Source organism: Protofrankia coriariae, assembly GCF_001017755.1.
Taxonomy (GTDB): domain Bacteria; phylum Actinomycetota; class Actinomycetes; order Frankiales; family Frankiaceae; genus Protofrankia; species Protofrankia coriariae.
In genome coordinates, this window is sequence record NZ_JWIO01000039.1 from 11,786 (window position 1) to 35,119 (window position 23,334).

Consider the following 23,334-nt stretch of genomic DNA (forward strand, 5'->3'; position numbering starts at 1 on the left):
GACGCGGTGGTGGCGCTGGGTGTGGTGATCCGCGGTGGCACCCCGCACTTCGACTACGTCTGCCAGTCGGTGACGCAGGGGCTGACCGAAGTCGCCCTGGACACCGGGGTCCCGGTGGGTTTCGGCGTGCTGACCTGCGACACGGTCGAGCAGGCGCTCGACCGTGCGGGCCTGCCCACCTCGGCGGAGGACAAGGGCCGCGAGGCCACCTTCGCCGCCCTGGAAACCGCAACCGTCCTACGGGACCTCCGCCACGGTTAGCCTCGGGTCAGGGCGTGCCTGACGGATGTTCGATCGCGCGGGCGGCGTCCAGCCGGCCACATCGACCAACATCCATCAGACACGCCCTGTGGCGCGCTCTTCCAGATCGGTCGCGGCTGGTCTGTCGTTCCGACCGACGGGTCGGTGTCGTCCAGGCTGAAAGTCGTCCAGGCTGAAATCGGCCGGCAGCGCGGTGTGGAACAACGACGTGGAACAACAACTCGGCCCGGAAACGGCGGCCCCGGTGTGCCGATGGCGGCGCGCCGGCCGTTCGCGCGGGTCCTTCTCGGGCGCACGATCTTCCGGATGCGCGAGCCGGGGGATCTTCAGGTGGGGTCCGTCGCCCGGGTGCCGAAGGCGTGCAGGAAGGTGTCGACCGCGGCCCGCGCGACAGCCCACATCTCGTCGTCGGAGATGGCCCGGGTGCCGAACCGGGTCCGTCCCTCCAGCGAGCCGGTCAGCAGGGCGGCGAGCTGTTCCGCCGCCGCCGCCGGGTCCCCCGCCCGCAACCGGCCGGCCAGCGCCAGCCGGGCCAGCCGGTCGGCGAGCGCCTCGGTGACCGGGTTCGTCGCCCGCCCCTGGATGATGTCGAGCAGGTCGGGGAACTGGTTGATCTCGGCGTACAGCAGCCGCCGCAGCGCCCAGCCCCGCTCGTCGCAGAAACACTGGATCAGGTGGTAGCCGACGTCCTCCAGGGCGGTGCGGACGTCGCTGTCGAGGTCGCGTAGCCGGTCGACCGCGGCCAGGTTCTTCGCCAGCGCACTGTCGGCCTCGGCGGCGATGGACGCGCGCAGCAGGGCCTGCTTGTCGCCGAAGTGGTTGTAGATCGTGTGCTTGGCGACCCGGGCCTCGGCCGCGATGACGTCCAGGGTCGCCTGGGCGTATCCCTCCCGGGCGAAGACCGTGAACGCGGTGCCGAGAATGGCCGCCCGCCTGTCGACACGCCTACGTCTGCCGCCGGACGGCCGGTCCGCGGTAGCCGGCAGAGCCGCAGCGGCCCCAGCGGTGGCGGCGGTGGCGGCGGTGGTTGGAACGGACTGAGCGGCCGGAGCGGCCGGAGCGATCGGTGCGGTGGCGTCGGCGGCTGCCGGCCGCGCATGCCCGGTTGCCGGCGCCTCGGTCGCGCCGCCCGACCGTCCGCTGGTTGTTCGCCGGCCGGCCGTCTGCCCGCCGGCCGGCCGGCCGCCGTTCACGGTCCCGCTCATGGCCTCACGGTACCGGTTGCCCTCCTTCCATCCCCGGTACAGTCGCAACGTTGAAAACGTCATGGTGCTGTAAAGTGCACTCACACGTGCACGATGATGCTCACCGGAGGGCACTATGGCGGACGCGTTCCAGGAGCAGGACCGGTTCGACCCCCCACTCCGACGGCTGATCGCCGTGGTTCTGCTCGGCGGGATCATGGGGATCCTGGACGGGTCGGTGGTCGCCGTCGGCGTCGACACCCTCGCCACCGGGTTCCACACGTCGCTGAGCACGATCGGCTGGGTCTCCACCGGCTACCTGCTGGCCCTCACCGTCGCCATCCCGATCACCACGTGGGCCGTGGACCGGTTCGGTGCCCGGCGGCTGTGGCTGGCCGCCCTCGTCGCGTTCCTGGCCGCGTCCCTTGCCTCCGGACTCGCCTGGAACATCGCCAGTCTGATCGTCTTCCGGGTCGCCCAGGGCCTGGCGGCCGGCGTTCTCGACCCGCTGGTGCTGACCCTGCTGGCCCGCGCCGCGGGCCCTCGCCGGGCCGGGCGGGTCATGGGCCTGATGGGCATGGTGCTCTCGACCGGGCCGGTGCTCGGGCTGATCGTCGGCGGGGTCGTCCTGGCCAACTTCTCCTGGCGGTGGATGTTCCTGATCAACCTGCCCATCGGGATCGTGGCGCTGGTCGGCGCCGCCCGGGCGATACCGCCCGACCCGCCGCGAACCGCGCAGCGCCCCGCCCGCCTCGACATCGTCGGCGTCGCCCTGATCGGGCCCGGGTTCGCGGCCGTCGTGCTGGGCCTGACCCAGGCCGCCGAGCGCACCACCGTCGCCGCCTGGCAGGTGCTCATCCCCCTCGCCGCGGCCGTGGCACTGCTCGCCGGGTACGGACTGCACGCGCTGCGGGCGCCGTCGCCGCGCCGTACGCCACCACTGATCGACCTGCGGCTGTTCGCCAACCCCGGGTTCGCCGCGAGCGTCGCCATCATGACGCTGGTCGGCCTGACGATGTTCGCGAACCTCTTCGTCCTGCCGCTCTACTACCAGCAGCAGCACGGGCGGGGCACGCTCGCGTCCGGGCTGCTGGTCGCCCCCTTCGCCGTTGCCGCGGTCATCGCCATGCCGCTGTCCGGACGGCTGTCCGACCGGCTCGGCGCCCGCGCCCTCGTCCGGGGCGGAGCGGTCGTCACGGCCCTCGGCGAGCTGGCGTTCACCCGGGTCGGCGGGCACACCAGCGAGGTGTGGCCCGCGCTCGCCGCCTTCGTCGTCGGCGCCGGGCTGAGCTTCGTCGGCGCGCCGACCATGGGATCGCTCTACCGGACCCTGCCCCCGGCGTCGGTGCCCCAGGGCAGCTCGGTGCTCTACATCCTCAACCAGCTCGGCGCGGCGATCGGCATCGCCGTCGTCACCCTCATCCTGACGACCGTCGGCCCCGGCGACGGGGACGGGACGGCGGGCTTCCACGGCGTCTACTGGTTCGCCCTCGTCACCGTCGCCGTCATCCTGACCGCGAGCGCGTTCCTCCCACGCCGAACCGCGAGCCCGCCCACCGCCGCCACGGCCCCAGCCCCCACTACCGCCACGGCCCCCAGTACCGCCACGGCCCCAGCCCCCACCCAGCCGGCCACCGGACCAACCAGCGAGGAAACCGCCCTTCCCAGCAGGTGACCGCGACCGGAGAAGCGGTACGCGGCAGCCCATTGGCGCAAGGATGTGAATTCAGTGCTGCTGTGACAGCACTGAATTCACATCCTTCGTGCGTTTCGGAATCCTCTGAGGTCCCCGGTGCGCGGCATGTGCGGTGGATGTGGATGCGGTGAGCCGCGGGGATGCCTGGACGCCGCGGTCCGCCGCACCGCATACCGACCGGTGCCGCGCCCGCCGACCTGTCAGGGGTCCGGCCATACCGCGCCAGGGCAGCCGCGACAGGCTCGGTACAGCGCGACAGGCGGTACAGGGAGACGGACACCCCGCCCCGCCGCGGGAATCGCCGGCGGGATTGTCAGAGGATCTTCCGGTAACCGCCGATGACGGGGCCTCCACCTGCGGAAACGGCTCGCTGGTGGTTGGTGTTACACCGTTGCTCGGGCACTCCGGCCACGAGCGGCCGGAACACACGATCAGTAAGTATGGAAATTCGCGCTCGACAAGGGCTCCGACGCCGTCACCGCGGCCGGTGGCCGTTCCGCCCGGGCAGAACGTCGTTCCTGGCCGGACAGCGGCTGACAGGGTGTTTCGCCCACTCCGGGTGAGGTGTGTGTGAACGGGGTGGGAGCGGCATCGGTCCTTGTCGAGCCGGATCCGTGCCCCGATCCGGATCCGTGTCCCGAGCGGGCGGGTGTGAGCGGCGTGGGTGGTTCTGGAGATCGGCCTGATCCAGGGCGAGATGGGACCGGCCGCGGTGATCTGGCAGGCGGTGATCTGGCAGGCGGCGGCCTGGCACAGGGCGATCTCGGATTCCGGCCCGATGTCGACCCGCGTGTTGGGTGTCCATGGGCGGATTGTTTACTGGCGTTGGTGGGGAGATCGGGTGGTTCCGGTGGTTCGGGCCGAGGATGTAACTGTTCCTTGTCGAGGAGACTCGTATCCGTAACGGCCGGCGCATACCGTGGTCGTGGTGGCCCGGATCGGCGGATTTGGGGCTGTCGCGTCTCGTGGGCGATTCCGGCCGGTGCCGGTGCCGGTGCGGCCCACCACGGGAGGGGGAGGCGGTGGTGAGCGGTGACGACCGCGCGAAGGCGTGACGAGGACGGCCACGGGTCGGATGCCGCGCGCCAGCCGGGCGGGTACGGGGATCCTGACGGGCTCCGGGGCGTCCGCGAGGACGCCGACAGCCGGGCCGATATCCAGGACGTCCGGTCCGGGATGCCTCCTGTAGCGGATCTTGGCGACGCCAGGCCGGTTTCCCTGCTCGGCCTGCGCATGCCCGACCTGGAAGGTGAGCGCGACGCGACCGTCAGCCGCCGGGCCAGCCGCCCGCGCCCCGGTGGTCGTGGGGACGGTGCGCCAGCACGTCCTGGCGGGACGCGGGCCGACGCCGGCAGGCGGACGCCGTCGCGCCCCACCCGCGGGGAGACCCGGCCAGCCGCCCGCGGCGGCGAGCGAAGCCACACCGGCCCCGGAGACACCGGATCCGGGGATACCGGATCCGGTGTCTCCGGGGCTATCCCCGGATCCGGTGTCTCCGGGGCCGGCATTCCTGAGCCTGGTGTTGCTGAAGGCGGCCGCACCGGGCCTGACGTCACCGGATCCAGCGTCCGCGGGGCTACCGCCCCGGACACTGGTGCCCCGAACTCCGGCGTTGCCGGAGTTCCCGTCTCCGAAGCCCCTGTCTCCGATGTCCCCGCACGTGGTGCCGCTGTCCCCGGGGGCGGCGGCACCGGGGCTGTCGGCGGCGCCGGGGCTGTCGTCGTCAGATCCGGGATCGCTGGTGCCGGTGTCATCGGAGCCGGCGGCGAGCCCGGCCAGGCCGGATCCGAAGCCGCTGGAGACGGTGTTGCCGGGGCCGGCGGAGCCGGGATCCGGCCAGGTACAGGGGGTACGGACGGCCTGGGAGGGCTCGAGGCGCCGGCCGCCGCCGGCCGTCCACCGGTGCGGGCGCCGGACGGGCCGGGCTGGACTCCGGACGTGGGGGAGTTCCGGGCCGGTGTCGCCCCTGTCTCCGCGGGCCTGCCGCAGGCCCGTGCCACCGCGACGGGTCATCTGACCGCCGGGCACGGTGGCCTCGACGGTGGTCTCGGCAGTGGCCTCGGCAGTGCTCTCGACATGGTCGCGACCCGGTGCCAGTGGGTGCACGTCGGCGGGCTCGAGGGCGGTTGTGGACGTACGACGGTGACGGCCGGCATCGCGATGGCGCTCGTGGCGTCCCGCCGTGACCGGATCATCGCGGTGGATGTGTCGCCCGAACAGCCTGGGGCGCTCGCCGCCCGGCTGGGCCCCCCAGCCGGCCGGGGAACAGGCCGGGGGCCTGGGCGGGGAGAGCTCGCCCGCGCCGCGAGCGGGTTGCCTGCGTCGTTACCCGAGATCCGCCGGTTCGCCCCCGGCGCCGGTGCGACGGGCCCGGCAGGCCCGCTGGTGTCGACGGGGCCGCTGGGCTCGGCGGGGCCGGTGGGGCTGGTGGGTCTGGCGGGCCCGGCATCGACGGGTCCTGACGTCATGATGGGGGCGTCCGGCGCGGACGTCGACGGGCGCCCCGCCGGGGATGCCGGGGGCGTCGAGGATGCCGGGCGGGTCGAGGAGGTCGGCCGTGCGCTCGACGCCGTCGGGGAGTGGTACGAGGTGGCGCTGGTCGACAGCCCGCCGGGCTGGAGCCGCCCGTTGCCGGCGGCGCTGCTGGCCCGGGCCGACGCCCTGGTGCTAACCGTGCGTGCCAGTGCTGTGGCGCTGTCGGCCGTGGACGACGCGCTGGACGGGCTTGCCGGCAGCGGCCGGGGTGAGCTGGCCGGCTCCGTGACGATCGCGGTGGTGGAGACCGGCCCGACGCGGTGGTCCGGCCGCGCGCGCCGCCGTCTCGCGCGGCTGGCGGAGCGCGGCCACACCATCGTCGTCGTCCCGTTCGACCCCGTGCTGGCCGGTGGCCGGGCGGTGGCCTGGTCGGGCCTGCGGCGCCGTACCCGGGCCGCCTTCGGTGAGCTCGCCGCCGCGGTGGACCCCGGCATCTGCTGACCTTCACCCGGAGGGCGGACGGACCGGGCCGCCCGAAGCGGGGCCGCCCGAAGCGGACAGCGGCATCGGGACGCCATGGCACGCGGGACAGGCCGCGACCGCGGGCGCCGGGGGTGTGCGCGGGAGACGCGCGCCGGGAGCGGGCGGCGATGCGTAAGGTCGAGCGGTGAAGCGGGAGCTGCTGACCCCCTCCGGCCAGGGCGACCGGGGCGGTGCCGACGAGATGTTGCGGGCCGCTCTCGCCAGCCGGGACGAGCCGACGGTGGCCGCCGCGCTGGCCGGTGCGCGGGTCTTCGTCGCGATCGAGGCGCGCCTGGTGGAGGCCGACGGCGACACCGGGGCGGAGAAGACCTCCGAGATGGTCCTGGTGACGTTGCGGGTGCCGTCCGGCGCGACCGCGATCCCGGCCTTCAGCAGTGTCGACACCCTGGCCCGGTGGCGGCGGGCGGCTCGGCCGGTGCCCGTCCCGGGGCGTCTGCTCGGCGCGGAGGCGGTCCGGGCGGGCCATCGCGCCATCGTGCTCGACATCGCCGGCCCGGTCATGGCCACCATCGACGGCGACCTGCTGCGGTGGCTCGCAGCCGTGTGAACGGGGCGCCGGCCAGCGGCATCGGCCGACGTCGGTGGGCCCGCGCGCATGTGGCGAGGTTCACGTCCGCGTGACGATCGGCCGACCGGTGGGGGCTGGCCTCCCATGGTCAAGTGATCGTCGCATCCAGCTCGTTCTGCTACGCTGTCGGTCGACCGCTTGTTACCCGGACTCTGCCCCCTAACGGCTCGGTCCCGTAACAAGGCCAAGCGGAGGCTTGCCTCCCACCCGATGTCGTTACTGGCGCAGGATGTTGTTGCCAGTGCAACGGCCGGGTCGCCGGTCGGCCGAGCCGTTGTATGACGGCGTGTCGGTCGGGTGTCCGGGTCAACCGGGCGCAGGGCTCCGCAGCGGCAGGTCGTGTCCGCGCGTCGAGTCACGGAGGGAACCACATCAGCGCAGAGTCCCGCATCAACGACCGGATCAGGGTGCCCGAGGTGCGCCTCGTCGGCCCTGAAGGCGAGCAGATCGGCATTGTCGCCATCGCCGAGGCGATGCGGCTCGCCCAGGAGGCCGATCTTGATCTCGTCGAGGTCGCGCCGACGGCCCGGCCGCCGGTCTGCAAGCTCATGGACTACGGGAAGTTCAAGTACGAGTCCGACCAGAAGCGTCGCGAGGCTCGTAAGAACCAGGTCCAGACGGTCATCAAGGAGATGAAACTCCGACCGAAGATCGATCCGCACGACTACGAGACCAAGAAGGGCCACGTGGTGCGGTTCCTGCGGGCCGGAGACAAGGTCAAAATAACGATCATGTTCCGTGGCCGTGAGCAGTCCCGGCCCGAACTGGGCATCCGGCTGCTGCAGCGGTTGTCCACGGACGTCGCGGATCTCGGCTATGTCGAGGCCCAGCCCAAGCAGGACGGCCGGAACATGACCATGGTGATGGCTCCGCACAAGGGCTCCCGGCCCCAGCGTGCGCCAGAACCGGCCGCCCGGGTCTGACCGGCGACGACCGACAGCCGACGACCCGACCGTTCAGCGCGCTCAGCCACAGATCAGTTAAAGATCAATCACTGCTCGATTACAGGATTTCCCAGATGCCCAAGACGAAGACCCACACCGGCGCGGCCAAGCGGTTCCGGATCACCGGTTCCGGCAAGGTGGTGCGCCGCCGGGCGAACCGCAACCATCTGCTGGAGCACAAGTCCAGCCGGCGCACCAGGCGGCTGGACAACGAGGTGAGGCTCAGCCCGGCGGACGAGGGACGCATCAAGAAGCTGCTGGCACGCTGACCTCGCCGGCCCTCGGCGGCCCCTGATCCCCTCGGGGGAGGCGCGGGCCTCCGGCGGCGCGAAGAATACGCTCATGCTGTCTCCGGCCCGCTGGCCGGCCGCTCCCACCAACTGGGAGCCGCGCCACCCGGTGCCGTGCGACGCGGTGTTGCGCGACCTGGCACTGTGCGACGCGGTGCCGTATGACCAGCGTCATGTCGCACAGCGCTGTGTCGCACAGCGTTGTGTGACCGGTGTCGCGCGACCGGTGTTGTGCAGGCACAGCGCCGTGCGACGCGGTGTTGACAGCCACGACCGAAAGAGAGTTCTCCAGCTCATGGCAAGGGTCAAGCGGGCGGTCAACGCCCAGAAGAAGCGCCGGACGGTTCTGGAGCAGGCCAGCGGGTACCGGGGCCAGCGCTCCCGGTTGTACCGCAAGGCCAAGGAGCAGGTCCTGCACTCGATGACCTACTCCTACCGCGACCGGCGGGCCCGCAAGGGCGATTTCCGCCAGTTGTGGATCACTCGGATCAACGCCGCGGCCCGGCAGAACGGGCTGACCTACAACCGGTTCGTCCAGGGACTGCGCCTGGCCGGCGTGGAGGTGGACCGCAAGATCCTCTCCGATCTCGCGGTGACGGACCCGGCGGCGTTCACCGCGCTGGTCGAAGTGGCGCGAGCCGCCCTGCCGGCGACCGCGCAGCAGCCCCAGGCAGCCTGAGGGGGTTGCCGGACGGCGCTGTCCCGCACACCTCGGTCCCGCGTCCCTCGGTGGCTTCGGACCCGCCCGTTGGCCCGCGTTCGGCGCGGGTGCTCGCCGCGCGGCGCCTGCGCCGTCCGGCGGTTCGGCGTGTCCGGGGGGAGTTTCTGGTCGAAGGGCCGCAGGCCGTCGCCGCCGGGCTCGCGGCCGGGGCGCTGCGGGAGATATTCGTCGGCTCGTCCGCGGCCGGCCGGTACGGGGAACTCGTCGGCACGGCGGGCATACCGGTGCGGGTCGTCTCGGACGAGGCGGTGGCGTCCCTGTCGGAGACCGTGACCCCGCAGGGGGTGGTCGCCCTGGCCGAGCAGCCACGCCACCGTATCGCGGACCTTGACACGCCCCGCCTCGTGGCGATCTGCGTCGACACCCAGGATCCGGGCAACGCGGGGACGATCGTGCGGTCGGCGGACGCCGCCGGCGCGGACGCGGTGATCTTCGCCGGGGCGTCGGTGGACCCGTTCGGCGGGAAGGCGGTCCGCGCGTCCGCGGGCAGCATCTTCCACCTGCCGGTCGTCACCGACATCGGCGTGGCTGACGCCATACGACAGATCCGGGAGCACGGTTGTCGTATCGTGGCGACTACTCCCTCCGCACCGCGGGACATCGACACCGCGCATGACGCGGGGGAGTTGGACACACCCACCGGATGGCTGTTCGGTAACGAGGCACGAGGTTTGCCGCGCGCTACCGTAGTGTCCGCGGACGCGGTACTTCGGGTACCGGTGTACGGTCAGGCCGAGTCGCTGAATCTTGCGGTGGCCACGGCGATCTGCCTGTACGCGTCAGCGCGCGCACGGGCGAGGCTCGGATCCGGCGCGGCAGGCGTCGGGGGAGGTGAACGGCTGTGACGCACACGGTCACGTCGGCTCCCGACCAGGCCCGCAGGCCAGAGGTCGACGGGGATGCGCTGCCCGCCCCCGGTCCGCGGGCGGACGGGGTGGCCCGCCGCGAGGCCGCCACCGCCCAGCCGCCACCCGTGCTGCCGATGAACTGGGACGATCTCCCGGACGGGATCGTGATCGTGGACCGCGAGGGCCGGATCGAGGTGTTCAACGCGGCCGCCGCCAGGATTACCGGTGTGTCCGCCGCCACGACCCCGGGCCAGCACCTCACCGAAGTCCTGCCGTTGCTGGACGAGCGGGGCAACGACTGGTGGGAGTGCTCGCGGGTCACCCGCAGCCTGCCGAGGGTGACCGGTCAGCCCGAACGCCGCCTCACCCTGGCCCGCCAGGGTGACGAGCACGACCTCAATGTCACTGTTCGTTATGTCCGGGTGGACGGGCAGTTGGCGCACGTCTCGTTGTCCCTGCGGGACACCGCCAGCCGGGAGCGCATGGAGCGCAATCGCGCCGACCTGGTCTCGACTGTCGCCCACGAGCTGCGCTCGCCGCTGACGAGCGTCAAGGGCTTCACCGCCACCCTGCTGGCGAAGTGGGACCGTTTCACCGAAGAGCAGAAGAAGCTGATGCTCAACACCGTCAACACCGATGCGGACCGGGTGACCCGGCTGCTCGCGGAGGTGCTCGACGTCTCGCGTATCGACTCCGGCCGGATCCAGATGCGCAAGCAGATCGTGGACCTCGGGCAGACCCTGCGCCGGGTCGTCGACGGCAAGGTCGCGGCGGGTGAGGCCACCCACGACCGGTTCGTGGTCCGCACCGAGGGCGAGCTGCCCGAGATGTGGCTCGACTCCGACAAGATCGAACAGGTGCTGCACAACCTGGTGGACAATGCCCTGCGGCACGGCGCCGGCACCGTCACCATCGTCATGCGCGGCACCCCGAGCGGAGCCGAGGTCACCGTGGCCGACGAGGGCGACGGCGTGCCCGAGGCGAGCGCGTCCCGGGTCTTCACGAAGTTCTGGCGCGGGGCCACCCGCGGGAACGGCACCGGCCTCGGGCTCTACATCGCCCGGGCGCTCATCGAGGCCCACGGCGGGAGCATCACGGTCGGCCGGGCGCCCGGCGGCGGCGCGGAGTTTCGATTCGTGGTGCCCGCCGGGGCGCCGGTCTTCGCCTGACCGTCCCGGCCCGCCGGCCCGTCCGGTCCGCCGCCAGCCCGGTGGCGGGGACGCCCCGGCGGCGGGGCCGGTCCGATCCGGACGGACGGTCGTCCGACCCGGACGCGAGAAGCGGTGACCACCCGGCGGGCGCCCCGACCCGGGCCTGGTCGGTCGTGCCGAGCACACCGGGCCAGGGATCATCCTTCCCCGGGCAGGCTCCACTCGCTTCGGCCGAGCGACATCCACCCCGGCCAAGGAGCACCGGCTCGACGAGCGGCCTGGACCGGCCTGGCGGCCTGCCCGCGGCGGGCGGACTTCCCATACCGTGGCGGGGAACCGGTGCGGGTCCCAACCGGCACCACCGACGGCCCCGGACCCGGACACAACACCCGTAACACAGACACCCGTGACACAGACGCAGAACACACCGCCGGCGGACAACCGCCATCGACGAGCAACACCATCAACGAGGATGACCAGCGTGCCCCCGTCCACACAGAGCGCCGACCCACACCGGTCGGACGTGCCCGACCCCTCGGCAGCGAGCGCCGGAGGCGACTCCAACTCCAGACGCACCGCTCCGGAGCACACCGGCCCGGATCGTCCGGGCGCGGACCGTCCCGGCTCGACTCGTGCCGCCTCGAGCGGCGCGGCCTCGGACGGTGCCGTCTCGGAGGGTGCCGCCTCGGAGGGTGCCGCCTCGAAGGGTGCCGCCTCGAAGCGCACGGAGCCGGGCAGCCCCGGCTCGCAGCGTCCCAGCTCGCAGCGTGGCGACCCGGCGCCGGTGGATCCCGGCGCGCTCGACCCCGACCGGCTCGAGGAGGTGCGCGTCCAGGCGTCCGCCGCGATCGCCACCGCGGGCGACCTCGACGAGCTCGCCGCGCTGCGGACCCTGCACCTCGACGGCCGGGGCGCACCCCTGGCGCTCGCCCGCCGCGCGCTCGGCGCCCTGCCCCAGTCCGAACGGGCCGAGGCCGGACGCCGGCACAACGCCGCCGCCGCCGCCGTCCGCGCGGCCTACGAGGCCCGGCTGGCCGAGCTGACCGCCGAGCGGGACGCCCGCGTGCTCGTCGAGGAGCGCGTCGACGTCACCCTGCCCGGCACCCGCCGGCCGGGCGGGGCCCGCCATCCGCTGTCCACCCTGTCCGACCATCTGGTGGACGTGTTCGTGGCGATGGGCTACGAGGTGGCCGAGGGGCCGGAGGTCGAGCACGACTGGTTCAACTTCGAGGCGCTGAACCTCGGCCCGGACCATCCGGCCCGCAGCTCGCACGACACCCTCTACGTCGACCCGGTGGGCAGCGGGCTGCTGCTGCGCACACACACCTCGCCGGTGCAGATCCGCACCCTGCTGTCCCGTCCGCTGCCGGTGTACGTGGTCTGCCCGGGGCGGACGTACCGTAACGACGCGATCGACGCCACGCACTCGCCGGTGTTCGGCCAGCTCGAGGGCCTGGCGGTGGACGAGGGCATCACCATGGCCGACCTGCGCGGGACGCTGGAGGCCTTCGCCCAGGCGCTGTTCGGCTCGGGGCTGGCCACCCGGCTGCGGCCGTCCTACTTCCCGTTCACCGAGCCGTCGGCCGAGCTCGACGTCACCTGCTTCGCCTGCCGGGGCGAGCCGGCCCGCCAGCCGTGCCGGGTGTGCTCCGACGAGGGCTGGATCGAGGTCGGGGGCTGCGGGATGGTCGACCCGAACGTGCTGGTCGCCTGCGGGGTCGACCCGGCCCGCTACAGCGGCTTCGCGTTCGGGATGGGCCTGGAACGCGCCGCGATGATCCGCCACGATGTCCACGAGATCCGGGACTTCGTCGACGGGGACGTCCGCTTCGGCCTCTCGTTCGGGACGGGGAACTGACCATGAAGATCGTGATGTCGTGGCTGCGGGAGGTCGTCCCGGCCCTGCCGCCGGCGAAGGCGGTCGCCGACGCGCTCATCCGGGCCGGTTTCGAGGTGGAGGCCGTCGAGTCGGTCGGGCATGACCTTGCCGGCGTCGTCGTCGGCGAGGTGGTCTCGATCGAAATCGTCCGGACGAAGAAGAAGGATGTGCGCTGGGTGCAGGTCCGGGTGGCTGAGGCCGCCACCCGAGGGGTGATCTGCGGCGCGTTCAACTTCGCCGTCGGTGACCGGGTGGCTGTCGCCCTGCCCGGCGCGGTGCTGCCCGGTGGTTTCACCATCACCGCCCGCAAGACCTACGGACAGCTCAGCGAGGGGATGATCTGCTCGGCCAGCGAGCTGGGCATCGGCGACGACCACAGCGGGATCCTCGTCCTGCCGCCCGACACCCCGGTGGGGACCGACGTCGCCGAGCTGCTGGACCTCGCCGACGACGTGCTGGACATCGCCGTCACCCCGGACCGCGGCTACGGCCTGTCCGTGCGCGGGATCGCCCGGGAGGCGGCGACCGCGTTCGGGTTGCCCTTCGACGACCCGGCCGGGGCCGCGTCCGAACAGGCCGCCTCCGAACAGGTCGGAGCTGGACAGGGCGCGGCGGGGTACCCGGTCGTGGTGGAGGACACCGCCGCCTGCGGCCGGTATGTCGCCCGGGTCGTCACCGGGGTCCGGCCGGACGCGGCCACGCCGCTGCGGCTGGCCCGGCGGCTCGCCCTGTCGGGTATGCGGCCCATCTCGGTACCGGTCGACGTCACGAACCTGATCATGCTGGGGCTGGGGCAGCCGCTGCACGCCTTCGACCGGGCGAAACTGTCCGGCCCGATCGTGGTGCGCCGTGCCCGCGAGGGGGAGCGGCTGGTCACCCTCGACGGCGTCAAACGCGAACTTGACCCGGAGGACCTCGTCATCGCCGACGACTCCGGGCCGGTGGCGCTCGCCGGGGTCATGGGTGGCGCCTCCACCGAGATCTCCGCTGACACCACCGAGATCCTCATTGAGGCCGCCCACTTCGACCCGGTCGCGGTGGCCCGCACGGCCCGGCGCCACCAGCTCGGTTCCGAGGCGTCCCGCCGGTTCGAGCGCGGCGTCGACCCCGCGCTCGCGCCGGCGGCGGCCCGNGTGCCGCCCTGCGCCTGCTCACCGAACTCGCCGGCGCCACCGCCGAGGCCGGGGTGACCGATATCGATCACCGTCCGGCGCCGCGGCCCATCACCTTCCCGTTGGGCGAGACGGCCCGGCTGGGCGGGCGTCCCTATCCGGCGGAGGTCGTCCGCCGACGGCTGGTCGAGGTCGGCTGCACGGTCGCCGACGCCATCCCCGGTGCCGGCGCGCCGGCTGGCCCCGGCGTGGCCGGTACCGCCGCGCCGGTCGGCAGCGCGGATACCACCGATGTTGGTCCGGGAGACAGCGTTGACACGGGAAATGGCGTGGGCGTCGGCACCAGCGCCAACGTCGGTGTCCCCGTGACGCCGACCGCTCCCCTCGCCTCGATCGACAGCGCCGCCGGGGCCAGAGCCGCCGGGGCCGGCGGCTTCGGGACCGGCGGTCCCGGGACCGGTGCCGCCAGGAGCGGCGCCACCGAAAGCGACCATCTCGGGGACGGCGCACTGCTGGTCACCCCGCCGTCCTGGCGTCCCGACCTGACCCGGCCCGCCGATCTGGTCGAGGAGGTCATGCGCCTGGAGGGGTACGACACGATCCCGGTGACCCTCCCACGGCTGCCCGCGGGCCGCGGCCTCACCCAGGGCCAGCGGATCCGCCGGGCGGTCGGCACCGCCCTTGCCCACCAGGGCTACGTGGAGGTCCTGACCATCCCGTTCGTCGGGGACGACACCCCGGACCGGCTCGGACTCACCAGCGACGACGCGCGGGCGGCGACGGTCCGGATCGCCAACCCGATCGCCGAGGACGCCGCCAACCTGCGTACCACCCTGCTGCCGGGGCTGTTCGCCGCGGCTGTCCGCAACATCGGCCGGGGGCAGGTCGATCTGGCCCTGTTCGAGACCGGGCTGGTCTTCCGAGCCACGGCCACCACACCGGTGGTCACACCGCCGACTCCGGCGGTCGACCACCGGCCCGGCGACGCCGAGATCGCCGCGCTCAACGCCGTCCTGCCCGAGCAGCCCAGGCTGGTGGCCGTCGTCCTGACCGGCCGCCGCGAGCCGGCCGGCTGGTGGGGGCCTGGGCAGCCGACGACCTGGCAGGACGCCGTCGACGCGGCGCACACCGTCGCGGCGGCCACCGGTGTGGACCTGACGGTGACGGCGGACGCGCTGACACCGTGGCATCCGGGCCGGTGCGCGCGCCTGTCAGCGGACGGCCAGGTGGTCGGGTACGCCGGGGAACTGCATCCGCGCGTGATCGCGGCGTATGGGCTGCCGGCCCGAACCTGCGCCATGGAGCTCGACCTCGACACGGTGCTCGAGATCGCGTTGGCGCGCCCGCCGGTCACCGCCCCGGCGGTGTCCACCTACCCGCCGGCCGACCGTGACATCGCGTTGGTGGTCGAGGCCGGCGTGCCGGTGGCGCGTGTCACCGAGGGGTTGCGCCGCGGTGCCGGTGACCTGCTGGAGGCTCTGACCCTCTTCGACGTCTACGAGGGATCCCAGATAGGTGAGGGAAAGCGGTCGCTCGCGTTCGGTCTGCGGCTGCGGGCGGTGGACCGGACGCTGACCGCCCAGGAGGCCAATGCTGCACGGGACGCGGCGATCGCCGAGGCTGCGCGGCTGACCGGCGCTGTTCTGCGCACCTGACCTGTCTCGGCTGACCTGGCTCTGCCAGCCGCTCTCGTCAGGTCGGTCGTTCTCGCGCGGTCAGTCGTTCTCGCGGTCGAGGCCGAGGACGCGGATTCCCAGGAACGGCACTCGTATCGCGACGAGTGGACGCCCGCCGCCGCGCCGGTCTGTGGCAACTGCCAGCCATCTGCGTGCCAGCCGTCTGCGTGCCAGCGCTGCCACCAGCTGTTCGGCCCGCGCCTCGCGGTCGAGATCGCTGTGGGCCGCGTGGGCGAAGGCCACCCCGTCGGCGTACGCCCCGGCGGGTGGGCGACCGTCCGCGAACGCGGCGAACCTGGCGTGAAAGCCGGGCAGGCAGGACAGCGCCGGCCAGGTCCGGGCGACCGCGTCCGCGCGTTTGCGCAGCAGCGCGACCCGGGTCGATTCGACCTGGCCCGGATCGAATCCGACGGGGGCCGGCCCCCCGCCGACCAGCGCACGGATGAGCTCGCCCTGTGCCTGCCGCAGGTTGCCCGCGGTATCGCCGTCATGCCCGGCATCCCTGCCCGGCTCGACACGGTCCGGTCCGCTCAGCCCACCGCGTCTGTCTCGTCTACCTGGTCTACCCGGCTCGCCTGGTTCAGCTGCCCTGGTCGGCCGGTCCTGCCGCGTTGGTTCGGTCCGCTGTCCGGTTCGCGGCGTGGAGACAACCGTGAGAGGCCGTCCGGTTGCGGCAGGAGGGCGTCCAACCGCGGTGGCGATGGTGTTCAGCTCGCCGGTGAGTTCCCGGACGGACGGGTAGCGGCCGTCGCGTTCAAGCATGACTGCTGGCATTCCGCCGGAGTCCGTGACGGCATGATCGGTGCTGGTGGGCTGGTCCGCGCAGCGATCGGCTACCTCGCACAGCAGGTCAAGGACCGCATCGGTGACGGGGTGGGTGTGGGTGTCGTGGTAGAGCCCGTCGCGCACCACCCCACCGGCCACGTGGATGTAGGCGACACGCTCCCACGGCAACGCGTCGAGGAAGCGGTGCGGGTCGACCCCGTGGTTGATCTGGTCGGCGTGCAGGTTGGCGAGGTCCAGCAGGAGCAGCGCACCGGTGCGTTCGGCCAGTTCGGTGAGGAAGTCGGCCTCGCCGAAGTCCGCCTCGGGCCAGCGCAGCAGGGCAGCCGGATGCTCCAGGGCGAGTGGTGCCGCGAGCTCGGCGGACAGCGTCCGCACGTTCGCGACCAGCACATCCATGGCCTCGCGGGTGCGCGGGACCGGCAGCAGGTGGCCGGCTTCGAGGCCGTTGGCCCGTACGAACGCGACATGTTCGCTCACCAGGGGTGCCCGCACCCGTTCGGCGACGGCGGCCAGGTGCGCCACGCGCGCCGGCTGGAGCGGTTCGGTGCCGCCGAGCCCGAGGCTGACGCCGTGCGGCACCACCGGCATGCCACGCTCGATCAGGTCGTCGAGGCCGACTGGCAGCGGGCCGTGGGTGTGCAGGGCCTCGGCTGTCACCTCGACGAAGCCCAGCTCCCGCCGCTCGGCGATGAATGCGGCGAGTTCCGGCCGCCAGCCGATCCCCAGTCCCCGGAGCAACGTACCGCTGTCACGTCCAGGCGCGGTCATCCGCCACCACCACAGCCGCCGCCACCGCAGGAGGAGCCGCCACCGCATCCGCCGCTGCCGCCACCACAGCCGCCACCACCGCCGCATCCGCTACCGCCGCCGCAGGAGGAGCCACTGTCATACGACGAGTCGCCGCCCGAGGAGGAAGCGTGTGAGCCCCCCGAAGATGTGGCGACGAACGGTAGACCGAGTTGCCGCGCGAGCAGGGGATCGGTCCGCCACAGCACGATCGGGCCGAACAGTGCCACGGCCACCCCACGCTGTCCGGGAATCCCGCCCAGGCCGAGGCTCCGTGCGAGTACCCGCGCGTCCCGCAGGAGCCGGCGTCCGGCGTGTGTGGTCGGCGGGACGATCGTCGCGACGGCGGCGACCACGGACATCATGAACGCCGCTGGTAGGTAGAAGAAGGCGCCGAGGTCACCGGCCGCGGCGGCGAAGGGGAGGCCGGCGACACCCACAGCCACCATGATCAGGAAGGTGCGGCGTAGCCGCCGGAGCCTACGGGCCTGTTCCGCGGGCGGTACCAGGTACGCCGTCTGTAATCCGGCGCGGGTGGCCCGTGTGGCCGGGCTGCCCGCGACGATCCGTGTGACGCGGGCGAGGCGGGTCTCACCTGCCGCGGCGATGGCGTCGTACACCGTACGAGTGATGGTCTGCCCGCCCACCGGCGGGGGGCCGGCCGCGACAAGCGCGGAACGCCGGCTACCCGGGGCGACCCGGCCTTCGTCGTGCAGGGCCACCACTGCCGCTTCGACTGCCCGTTTCGCCCCGCCGGCGAGGAAGCCCAGATCGTCGAGGGGGAAGCTGCGCGGATCCGCGGGCGGTATGTCAGGGGAGCGTGACAGGACGACCCGCGTACCGACGATGATGATCAGCAGGATCAGGAGGAGTGCCAGGTACACGCCGAAGAACGTCATCGTGGCCCCGTCCGATGTGGCGCGCCAGCGGTTACCGTCGCCGCGGTCGGAACCCGGGTTACGCATCCGGCGGGCGAACATCCGGTGAGCACGCATTCGGTGGGCACACATTCGGTGGGCGGCTGCCCAACGGCCGCACGCGGTGCCGCGGTTGTCCGCCGTGTCATGGTGTGCCAACCATTCGGAGCGCTGCTGAGAAGCCCGGCGGGTGCAGCCGCGGCCGTCATCGCGCCTGTCATGTCGCGTTCCCCTCCGCTCTCTCGACATCTTCCTGGCGTCCCGACCGCCCGGACGGGCCCGTCCGCCGGACCTGTCCGCCGGACCTGTCTGCCGGGCTCGTCAGCGGGACATCGACGATTCCGCCGTGGTGTCGTCCGGGGCGGCTGTTGGTCTGTTCCAGCGACATCTGCCAGCGTCGACCGTCCGGCATGGCCGGGATCGGGAGTGTCCGGCTTCTGACCGTCGAGGCCACCGAGACCTTCAGGGTCGCTGAAGGGCAATGGCGGCGTCCGGGCGTTCCGGGCGGTCATGCTTGCATGACCATGATGACATGTGTATAAGTTTTCATTCATGGGGACGCCATGGGGATGACAGCGGCGGTGGCCGGAGCCAGCGGGTACGCGGGCGGGGAACTGCTGCGCCTGCTGCTCGGGCATCCGGAACTCGAGATCGGCCCGCTGGCGGCGGGCTCGTCGGCCGGGCGCGACGTCACCGAGGTCCACCCGCACCTGCCCGACCTCGCGGGCCGGGCCTTCGTCGACACGTCGGCCCTCACCGAGGCCGACGCCGACATCGTCTTTCTCGCGCTCCCGCACGGCGCGTCCGCCGCGGTGGCGGCGACGTTGCCGGCCGGCGTCCGCGTCATCGACCTGGGCGCCGACCACCGGCTCGTCGACGCCGAGGCCTGGCGCCGGGCCTACGGCGGCGAGCACGCGGGCACGTGGACGTACGGGATGCCGGAGCTGCCCGCGGCGCGGGAGGCGATCCGGGCCAGCGACCGGGTGGCGGCCCCCGGCTGCTATCCGACCGCGGTCACCCTCGCCCTCGCCCCGCTGCTGGCCGCGGGGCTGGTCGAGACCGAGGACATCGTCGTCGTGGCGGCCAGCGGCACCTCGGGCGCCGGCCGCTCACCCAAGGTGAACCTGCTCGGCAGCGAGGTCATGAGCGACCTGACCGCCTACAAGGTCGGCAACCACCAGCACCGCCCGGAGATCCTCCAGGCTCTCGGCGGGCTGGTCGACACACCCGTGTCGATGTCGTTCACCACGGTGCTCGCGCCCATGCCGCGCGGCATCCTCGCCACCTGCACCGCCCGCCTCCGCGGAGAAGGCGCTGGAAAAGGCACCGAAAAAGACACCGAGGTGACCACGGACGCCCTGCGCGGCGCGCTGCTCACGGCCTACGTCGACGAGCCGTTCGTGCGGGTCCTGCCGCCGGGCCGCTGGCCCCACACCTCGGCGACTCTCGGCGGCAACGCCGTCCACCTGCAGGTCACGGCGGACGAGCAGGCGGGACGGGCGGTGGTTGTCGCCGCCATCGACAACCTGTGCAAGGGCGCCGCCGGCCAGGCGTTGCAGTGCGCGAACCTCATGCTCGGCCTGCCGGAGAGCACCGGCCTGACCGCGCAGGGAGTGGCCCCGTGACCCGGCCCCGCCACCGGCGCTCGCCCGCGGGCGAGTCTCGGCTGTCCGGCGGCACACCACAGTCATCCAGTCATCCGCGGGCAGGAGGCATGACCGTGAGGATCGGATCATGAGCGTCACGGCGCCGGCCGGCTTCCGGGCCGCGGGCGTGGCGGCCGGGCTCAAGCCCTCCGGACGTCCGGATGTCGCCCTCGTCGTCAACGACGGCCCTCTCGACACGGCCGCGGGGGTGTTCACCCGCAACCGGGTGCAGGCCGCGCCGGTGCGATGGTCCCGGCAGGTGCTCGCCGACGGCCGGCTGCGGGCGGTCGTGCTGAACTCCGGCGGCGCCAACGCCTGCACGGGCCCGGCCGGCTTCGCCGACACGCACCACACCGCCGAGCACGCCGCGGCCCTGCTCGGGCTGGGAGCCGGCGAGGTCGCCGTCTGCTCGACCGGCCTGATCGGGGTGCGCCTGCCCATGGACCTGCTGCTGCCCGGCGTGGCCAAAGCGATCACCGAGGTGTCGGCGACCGGTGGCGCCGCCGCCGCCGAGGCGATCCGCACCACCGACACCGTCAGCAAGCAGGCGGTGCGCGCGGCGGCGGGGGTCACGGTCGGCGGGATGGCCAAGGGCGCCGCCATGCTCGCGCCCGCGCTCGCCACGATGCTGGTGGTGGTGACCACGGACGCGGTCGTCGACCCGCCGACCGCCGACCGGCTGCTGCGGGACGCCTGCCGCACCACCTTCGAGCGGGTGGACTCCGACGGCTGCATGTCCACCAACGACACTGTGCTGCTGCTGGCCAGCGGCGCGTCCGGGGTGCGTGTCGACGCCGGGACGCTCGGCGGGCTGGTGGCCGACACCTGCGCCGACCTGGCCGGGCAGCTGGTCGCCGACGCCGAGGGCTCGACCAAGACGATCGCGGTCACCGTCACCGGCGCGGCCGGCGAGGACGACGCCCTTGAGGTCGGCCGGGCGGTGGCCCGGTGCAACCTGCTCAAGTGCGCGCTCTACGGCAACGACCCGAACTGGGGCCGGGTGCTCGCGGCGGTGGGGACCACCCGCGCCGCGTTCGAGCCCGACGCCGTCGACGTCGCGATCAACGGGGTGTGGGTGTGTCGCGACGGTGCCCCGGGGGAGCAACGCGAGCTTGTTGACCTGACCGGCCGGGAGGTCGCCATCCGCATCGACCTGCGCGCCGGCGGCAGCGAACTGACGGTCTGGACGAACGACCTCACCGACGGTTATGTCTACGAGAACTCGGCATACTCGACGTGAGCGCCGCACCCGCCCCGGGCCGGCCTGCGACGCTCGTGCGGGGCCATGCCGCCCTGGCCAAGACCCAGGTGCTCATCGAGGCACTGCCCTGGCTGTCGCGCTTCCACGGCGCCACCATCGTGATCAAGTATGGCGGGCACGCGATGAAGGACCCGGCGCTGCGCGAGGCCTTCGCCGCCGATGTGGTCTTTCTGCGCTACGCGGGCCTGCGGGTGGTCGTCGTCCACGGCGGCGGGCCGCAGATCACCGCGCATCTCAACCGGCTGGGGGTCGAGTCGGTGTTCGCCGGCGGGCTGCGGGTGACCACCCCGGAGACGATGGAGATCGTCCGGATGGTGCTGGTCGGCCAGGTCAACCGGGACGTCGTCGGGCTGGTCAACAACCACGGCCCGTTCGCCGTCGGCCTCTCCGGTGAGGACGCCAACCTGTTCACCGCCCGGCGGCGCTCGGCGATCGTGGACGGCGAGGAGGTCGACATCGGCCTGGTCGGCGACGTCGTCGAGGTCGCCCCCGAGACGGTGACCGCCCTGCTCGACTCCGGCAAGGTCCCGGTGGTCGCCACGGTGGCCCGCGGGATCGACGGCGGGGTGTACAACGTCAACGCCGACACCGCCGCCGCGGCGCTCGCCGCCGCGCTCGGCGCGGCGAAGCTGGTCATCCTCACCGACGTCGAGGGGCTGTACGCGGACTGGCCGCACAGCGACGAGGTGATCAGTGAGCTGACCGCCGGTGAGCTGGCGGATCTGCTGCCCACGCTGGCCAGCGGCATGATCCCGAAGATGGAGGCGTGCCTGCGGGCGGTGCACGGCGGTGTCCCGCAGGCGCACGTCCTCGACGGCCGGGTGGCGCATGCCGTCCTGCTGGAGGTCTTCACCGACGACGGCATCGGCACCCTGATCACACCGGACGCCGCCCCGGCGGTGGCCGCTCCCGCGCAGCCCGCCCGCCCCGCCACGGCCGCCACCGCCGTGGACGGCACCGCCGCGGCCGGCACCGTCCTGGCTGGATCCGTCCCGGGCGGGCTCGCCGTGCCCAACGGTGTTCCGGACGGTCCCGTCACGGGACCGAGCACGCCAACCTCTGCTGTAGGAGCAGACCCCGCCACGGGAGGAGCCCTGTGAACGACGACCTGCTCAACCGCCGGGACGCTGTGATCATGACGGCCTACGGCCGCCCGCCGATCGCGCTCGAGCGCGGGGCGGGGACCAGGGTGTGGGACGCCGACGGTCGCGCATACCTGGACCTGATCGCCGGGGTGGCCGTGAGCGTCCTCGGGCACTGCCACCCGGCGGTACAGGAGGCCGTCCGCGACCAGATCGGCCGCCTGGGCCACGTGTCCAACCTGTACGTGAACGAACCGCAGATCGTCCTGGCCGAGCGTCTGCTGGGGCTGCTCGGCGGCGCCGACGGCCGGGTGTTCTTCTGCAACTCCGGGGCGGAGGCCAACGAGGCCGCCATCAAGATCTCCCGGCGGACGGGCCGTGAGGAGATCGTCGCGGCCGAGGGCTCGTTCCACGGGCGGACCCTGGGCGCTCTGTCGATCACTGGTCAGCCGTCCAAACGGGCGCCGTTCGAACCGCTGCTGCCCGGCGCGCGTTTCGTCCCCTACGGTGACGCCGCGGCGCTGGCGGACGCGGTCGGCGAGCGCACCGCCGCGGTGTTCCTGGAACCGACGCTGGGCGAGGGCGGTGTGGTCGCGCCGCCGGTGGGCTACCTGAAGGCGGCCCGGGAGATCTGCGACCGCGCCGGCGCGCTGCTCGTCCTGGACGAGGTGCAGAGCGGTATCGGCCGGGCCGGCGCCTGGTTCCTGCACCAGGTCGAGGGCGTCGTCCCGGATGTTGTCACCCTCGCCAAGGGGCTCGGGGGCGGCCTGCCGATCGGGGCCTGCGTCGGCTTCGGCCCGGCGGGGAAGCTGCTGCGTCCCGGTGAGCACGGCAGCACCTTCGGCGGGGGGCCGGTCATCTGCGCGGCCGCGCTCGCCGTGCTGGACACCATCGAACGGGACGGTCTGATCGACAACGCGGTGCGGGTGGGGGGCCTGCTCGCCGACGGGATCCGCGGCGCCGGCGCCGCGGGTGTGACCGGGGTCCGCGGCCGTGGGCTGTGGCTGGCGATCGAGCTCGACGCGCCGTTCGCCGCCGCCTTCGAGACCGCGGCCCGTGAGGCGGGCTTCCTGGTCAACGCGGTGAGCGCGGACGCGGTCCGGCTGGCCCCACCGCTGGTGCTCTCGGCCGCGGACGCCGACGAGTTCGTCGCCGCGCTGCCGGCCATCGCAGACCAGGCGGTGACCGCCGCCAGCGCCGACAGGACCGATGGCGCGGCCGGCACCGACGGCACCGGTGGTGGCGCGGTAGCCGGGTCGGCACGGTCCACCACCGGACGTTCTAAGGTCAGCGCATGACGGTGCACTCCGACAGCGTCCCGCGTGTGGGGACCCGGCGTGTCGCGAAGCGGCATGCCGGGGATACGGCCCCGCGCCCGCCGGCGCCCCCCACCATGTCCACCTTGGACGCCGTCCCATGACGATCCGGCACTTCCTCCTCGACACCGACCTGACCTCGGCCGAACAGGCCGCCATCCTGGACGCGGCGGACCGGCTGAAGGCGGCCCG

The 23,334-nt window shown here is 73.1% G+C and carries 16 protein-coding genes and 2 pseudogenes (1 of these 18 running past the window's edge); 15 read left to right on the top strand and 3 right to left on the bottom strand.

What is annotated here, in order from left to right:
• Positions 1 to 261: pseudogene (gene ribH, locus FrCorBMG51_RS19360) on the top strand (6,7-dimethyl-8-ribityllumazine synthase) (it extends 218 nt beyond the left edge of the window).
• Between the two features lie 326 nt (positions 262 to 587).
• On the opposite strand, the gene FrCorBMG51_RS19365 reads toward ribH, so the two are convergent.
• The gene (locus FrCorBMG51_RS19365) at positions 588 to 1,466 is read right to left on the bottom strand and encodes a TetR/AcrR family transcriptional regulator C-terminal domain-containing protein (RefSeq protein ID WP_338052773.1); all 879 of its coding nucleotides are present in this window, start codon (positions 1,464 to 1,466) and stop codon (positions 588 to 590) included.
• A gap of 115 nt (positions 1,467 to 1,581) precedes the next feature.
• On the opposite strand from FrCorBMG51_RS19365, the gene FrCorBMG51_RS19370 reads away from it, so the two are divergent.
• The 10 genes and pseudogenes from FrCorBMG51_RS19370 (at position 1,582) to FrCorBMG51_RS34095 (ending at position 15,327) form a co-directional block, all read left to right on the top strand.
• Complete coding sequence (locus FrCorBMG51_RS19370) at positions 1,582 to 3,120, top strand: DHA2 family efflux MFS transporter permease subunit (RefSeq protein WP_047224467.1); 1,539 nt, start codon at positions 1,582 to 1,584, stop codon at positions 3,118 to 3,120.
• Between the two features lie 1,053 nt (positions 3,121 to 4,173).
• Positions 4,174 to 6,117: a hypothetical protein gene (locus tag FrCorBMG51_RS25595; protein ID WP_052914844.1), complete on the top strand. Its 1,944-nt coding sequence runs from the start codon at positions 4,174 to 4,176 to the stop codon at positions 6,115 to 6,117.
• Positions 6,118 to 6,283: 166 nt separating this feature from the next.
• The gene (locus FrCorBMG51_RS19380) at positions 6,284 to 6,706 is read left to right on the top strand and encodes an SseB family protein (RefSeq protein ID WP_047224468.1); all 423 of its coding nucleotides are present in this window, start codon (positions 6,284 to 6,286) and stop codon (positions 6,704 to 6,706) included.
• Positions 6,707 to 7,134: 428 nt separating this feature from the next.
• A complete protein-coding gene (infC, locus tag FrCorBMG51_RS19385; RefSeq protein WP_235433733.1) occupies positions 7,135 to 7,650 on the top strand; it encodes a translation initiation factor IF-3 in 516 nt (171 codons plus the stop codon).
• A 95-nt stretch (positions 7,651 to 7,745) separates the two neighbouring features.
• Entirely contained in the window at positions 7,746 to 7,940 is a 195-nt protein-coding gene (gene rpmI, locus FrCorBMG51_RS19390) for a 50S ribosomal protein L35 (protein WP_047224469.1), read from the top strand.
• Positions 7,941 to 8,256: 316 nt separating this feature from the next.
• Positions 8,257 to 8,640 (top strand): 50S ribosomal protein L20, encoded by a 384-nt coding sequence (rplT, locus tag FrCorBMG51_RS19395; RefSeq protein WP_047224483.1) that lies wholly within the window; start codon positions 8,257 to 8,259, stop codon positions 8,638 to 8,640.
• A 5-nt stretch (positions 8,641 to 8,645) separates the two neighbouring features.
• A complete protein-coding gene (locus FrCorBMG51_RS19400; protein WP_420848647.1) occupies positions 8,646 to 9,527 on the top strand; it encodes a TrmH family RNA methyltransferase in 882 nt (293 codons plus the stop codon).
• Complete coding sequence (locus tag FrCorBMG51_RS19405) at positions 9,524 to 10,699, top strand: sensor histidine kinase (RefSeq protein WP_052914845.1); 1,176 nt, start codon at positions 9,524 to 9,526, stop codon at positions 10,697 to 10,699. Before FrCorBMG51_RS19400 ends, FrCorBMG51_RS19405 begins: the two co-directional genes overlap by 4 nt.
• Before the next feature lie 766 nt (positions 10,700 to 11,465).
• Complete coding sequence (gene pheS / locus FrCorBMG51_RS19410; protein ID WP_047224485.1) at positions 11,466 to 12,539, top strand: phenylalanine--tRNA ligase subunit alpha; 1,074 nt, start codon at positions 11,466 to 11,468, stop codon at positions 12,537 to 12,539.
• 2 nt (positions 12,540 to 12,541) lie between these two features.
• Positions 12,542 to 15,327, top strand: a pseudogene (locus FrCorBMG51_RS34095) (phenylalanine--tRNA ligase subunit beta).
• A gap of 60 nt (positions 15,328 to 15,387) precedes the next feature.
• Here the strand turns inward: FrCorBMG51_RS34095 and FrCorBMG51_RS31770 are convergent.
• Both FrCorBMG51_RS31770 and FrCorBMG51_RS19430 read right to left on the bottom strand, forming a co-directional pair.
• The gene (locus FrCorBMG51_RS31770; RefSeq protein ID WP_047224471.1) at positions 15,388 to 16,902 is read right to left on the bottom strand and encodes an MbnB/TglH/ChrH family RiPP precursor modification enzyme; all 1,515 of its coding nucleotides are present in this window, start codon (positions 16,900 to 16,902) and stop codon (positions 15,388 to 15,390) included.
• Positions 16,899 to 17,915: a TIGR04222 domain-containing membrane protein gene (locus tag FrCorBMG51_RS19430; protein ID WP_047224472.1), complete on the bottom strand. Its 1,017-nt coding sequence runs from the start codon at positions 17,913 to 17,915 to the stop codon at positions 16,899 to 16,901. Before FrCorBMG51_RS19430 ends, FrCorBMG51_RS31770 begins: the two co-directional genes overlap by 4 nt.
• A gap of 485 nt (positions 17,916 to 18,400) precedes the next feature.
• Between FrCorBMG51_RS19430 and argC the strand changes: the two genes are divergently transcribed.
• The 4 genes from argC to FrCorBMG51_RS19450 all read left to right on the top strand — a co-directional run bounded on the left by argC (position 18,401) and on the right by FrCorBMG51_RS19450 (position 23,124).
• Positions 18,401 to 19,462: an N-acetyl-gamma-glutamyl-phosphate reductase gene (gene argC, locus FrCorBMG51_RS19435; protein ID WP_047224473.1), complete on the top strand. Its 1,062-nt coding sequence runs from the start codon at positions 18,401 to 18,403 to the stop codon at positions 19,460 to 19,462.
• Positions 19,463 to 19,571: 109 nt separating this feature from the next.
• On the top strand, positions 19,572 to 20,723 hold the full coding sequence (gene argJ / locus FrCorBMG51_RS19440; RefSeq protein WP_047224474.1) for a bifunctional glutamate N-acetyltransferase/amino-acid acetyltransferase ArgJ: 1,152 nt from the start codon (positions 19,572 to 19,574) through the stop codon (positions 20,721 to 20,723).
• Positions 20,720 to 21,844 carry an acetylglutamate kinase gene (gene argB, locus FrCorBMG51_RS19445; RefSeq protein WP_047224475.1) on the top strand — a complete coding sequence of 375 codons (1,125 nt, stop codon included), beginning with the start codon at positions 20,720 to 20,722 and terminating at the stop codon, positions 21,842 to 21,844. Before argJ ends, argB begins: the two co-directional genes overlap by 4 nt.
• Entirely contained in the window at positions 21,841 to 23,124 is a 1,284-nt protein-coding gene (locus FrCorBMG51_RS19450; protein ID WP_047224476.1) for an acetylornithine transaminase, read from the top strand. The genes argB and FrCorBMG51_RS19450 overlap by 4 nt, the downstream gene beginning before the upstream one ends.
• Positions 23,125 to 23,334: the final 210 nt, after the last annotated feature.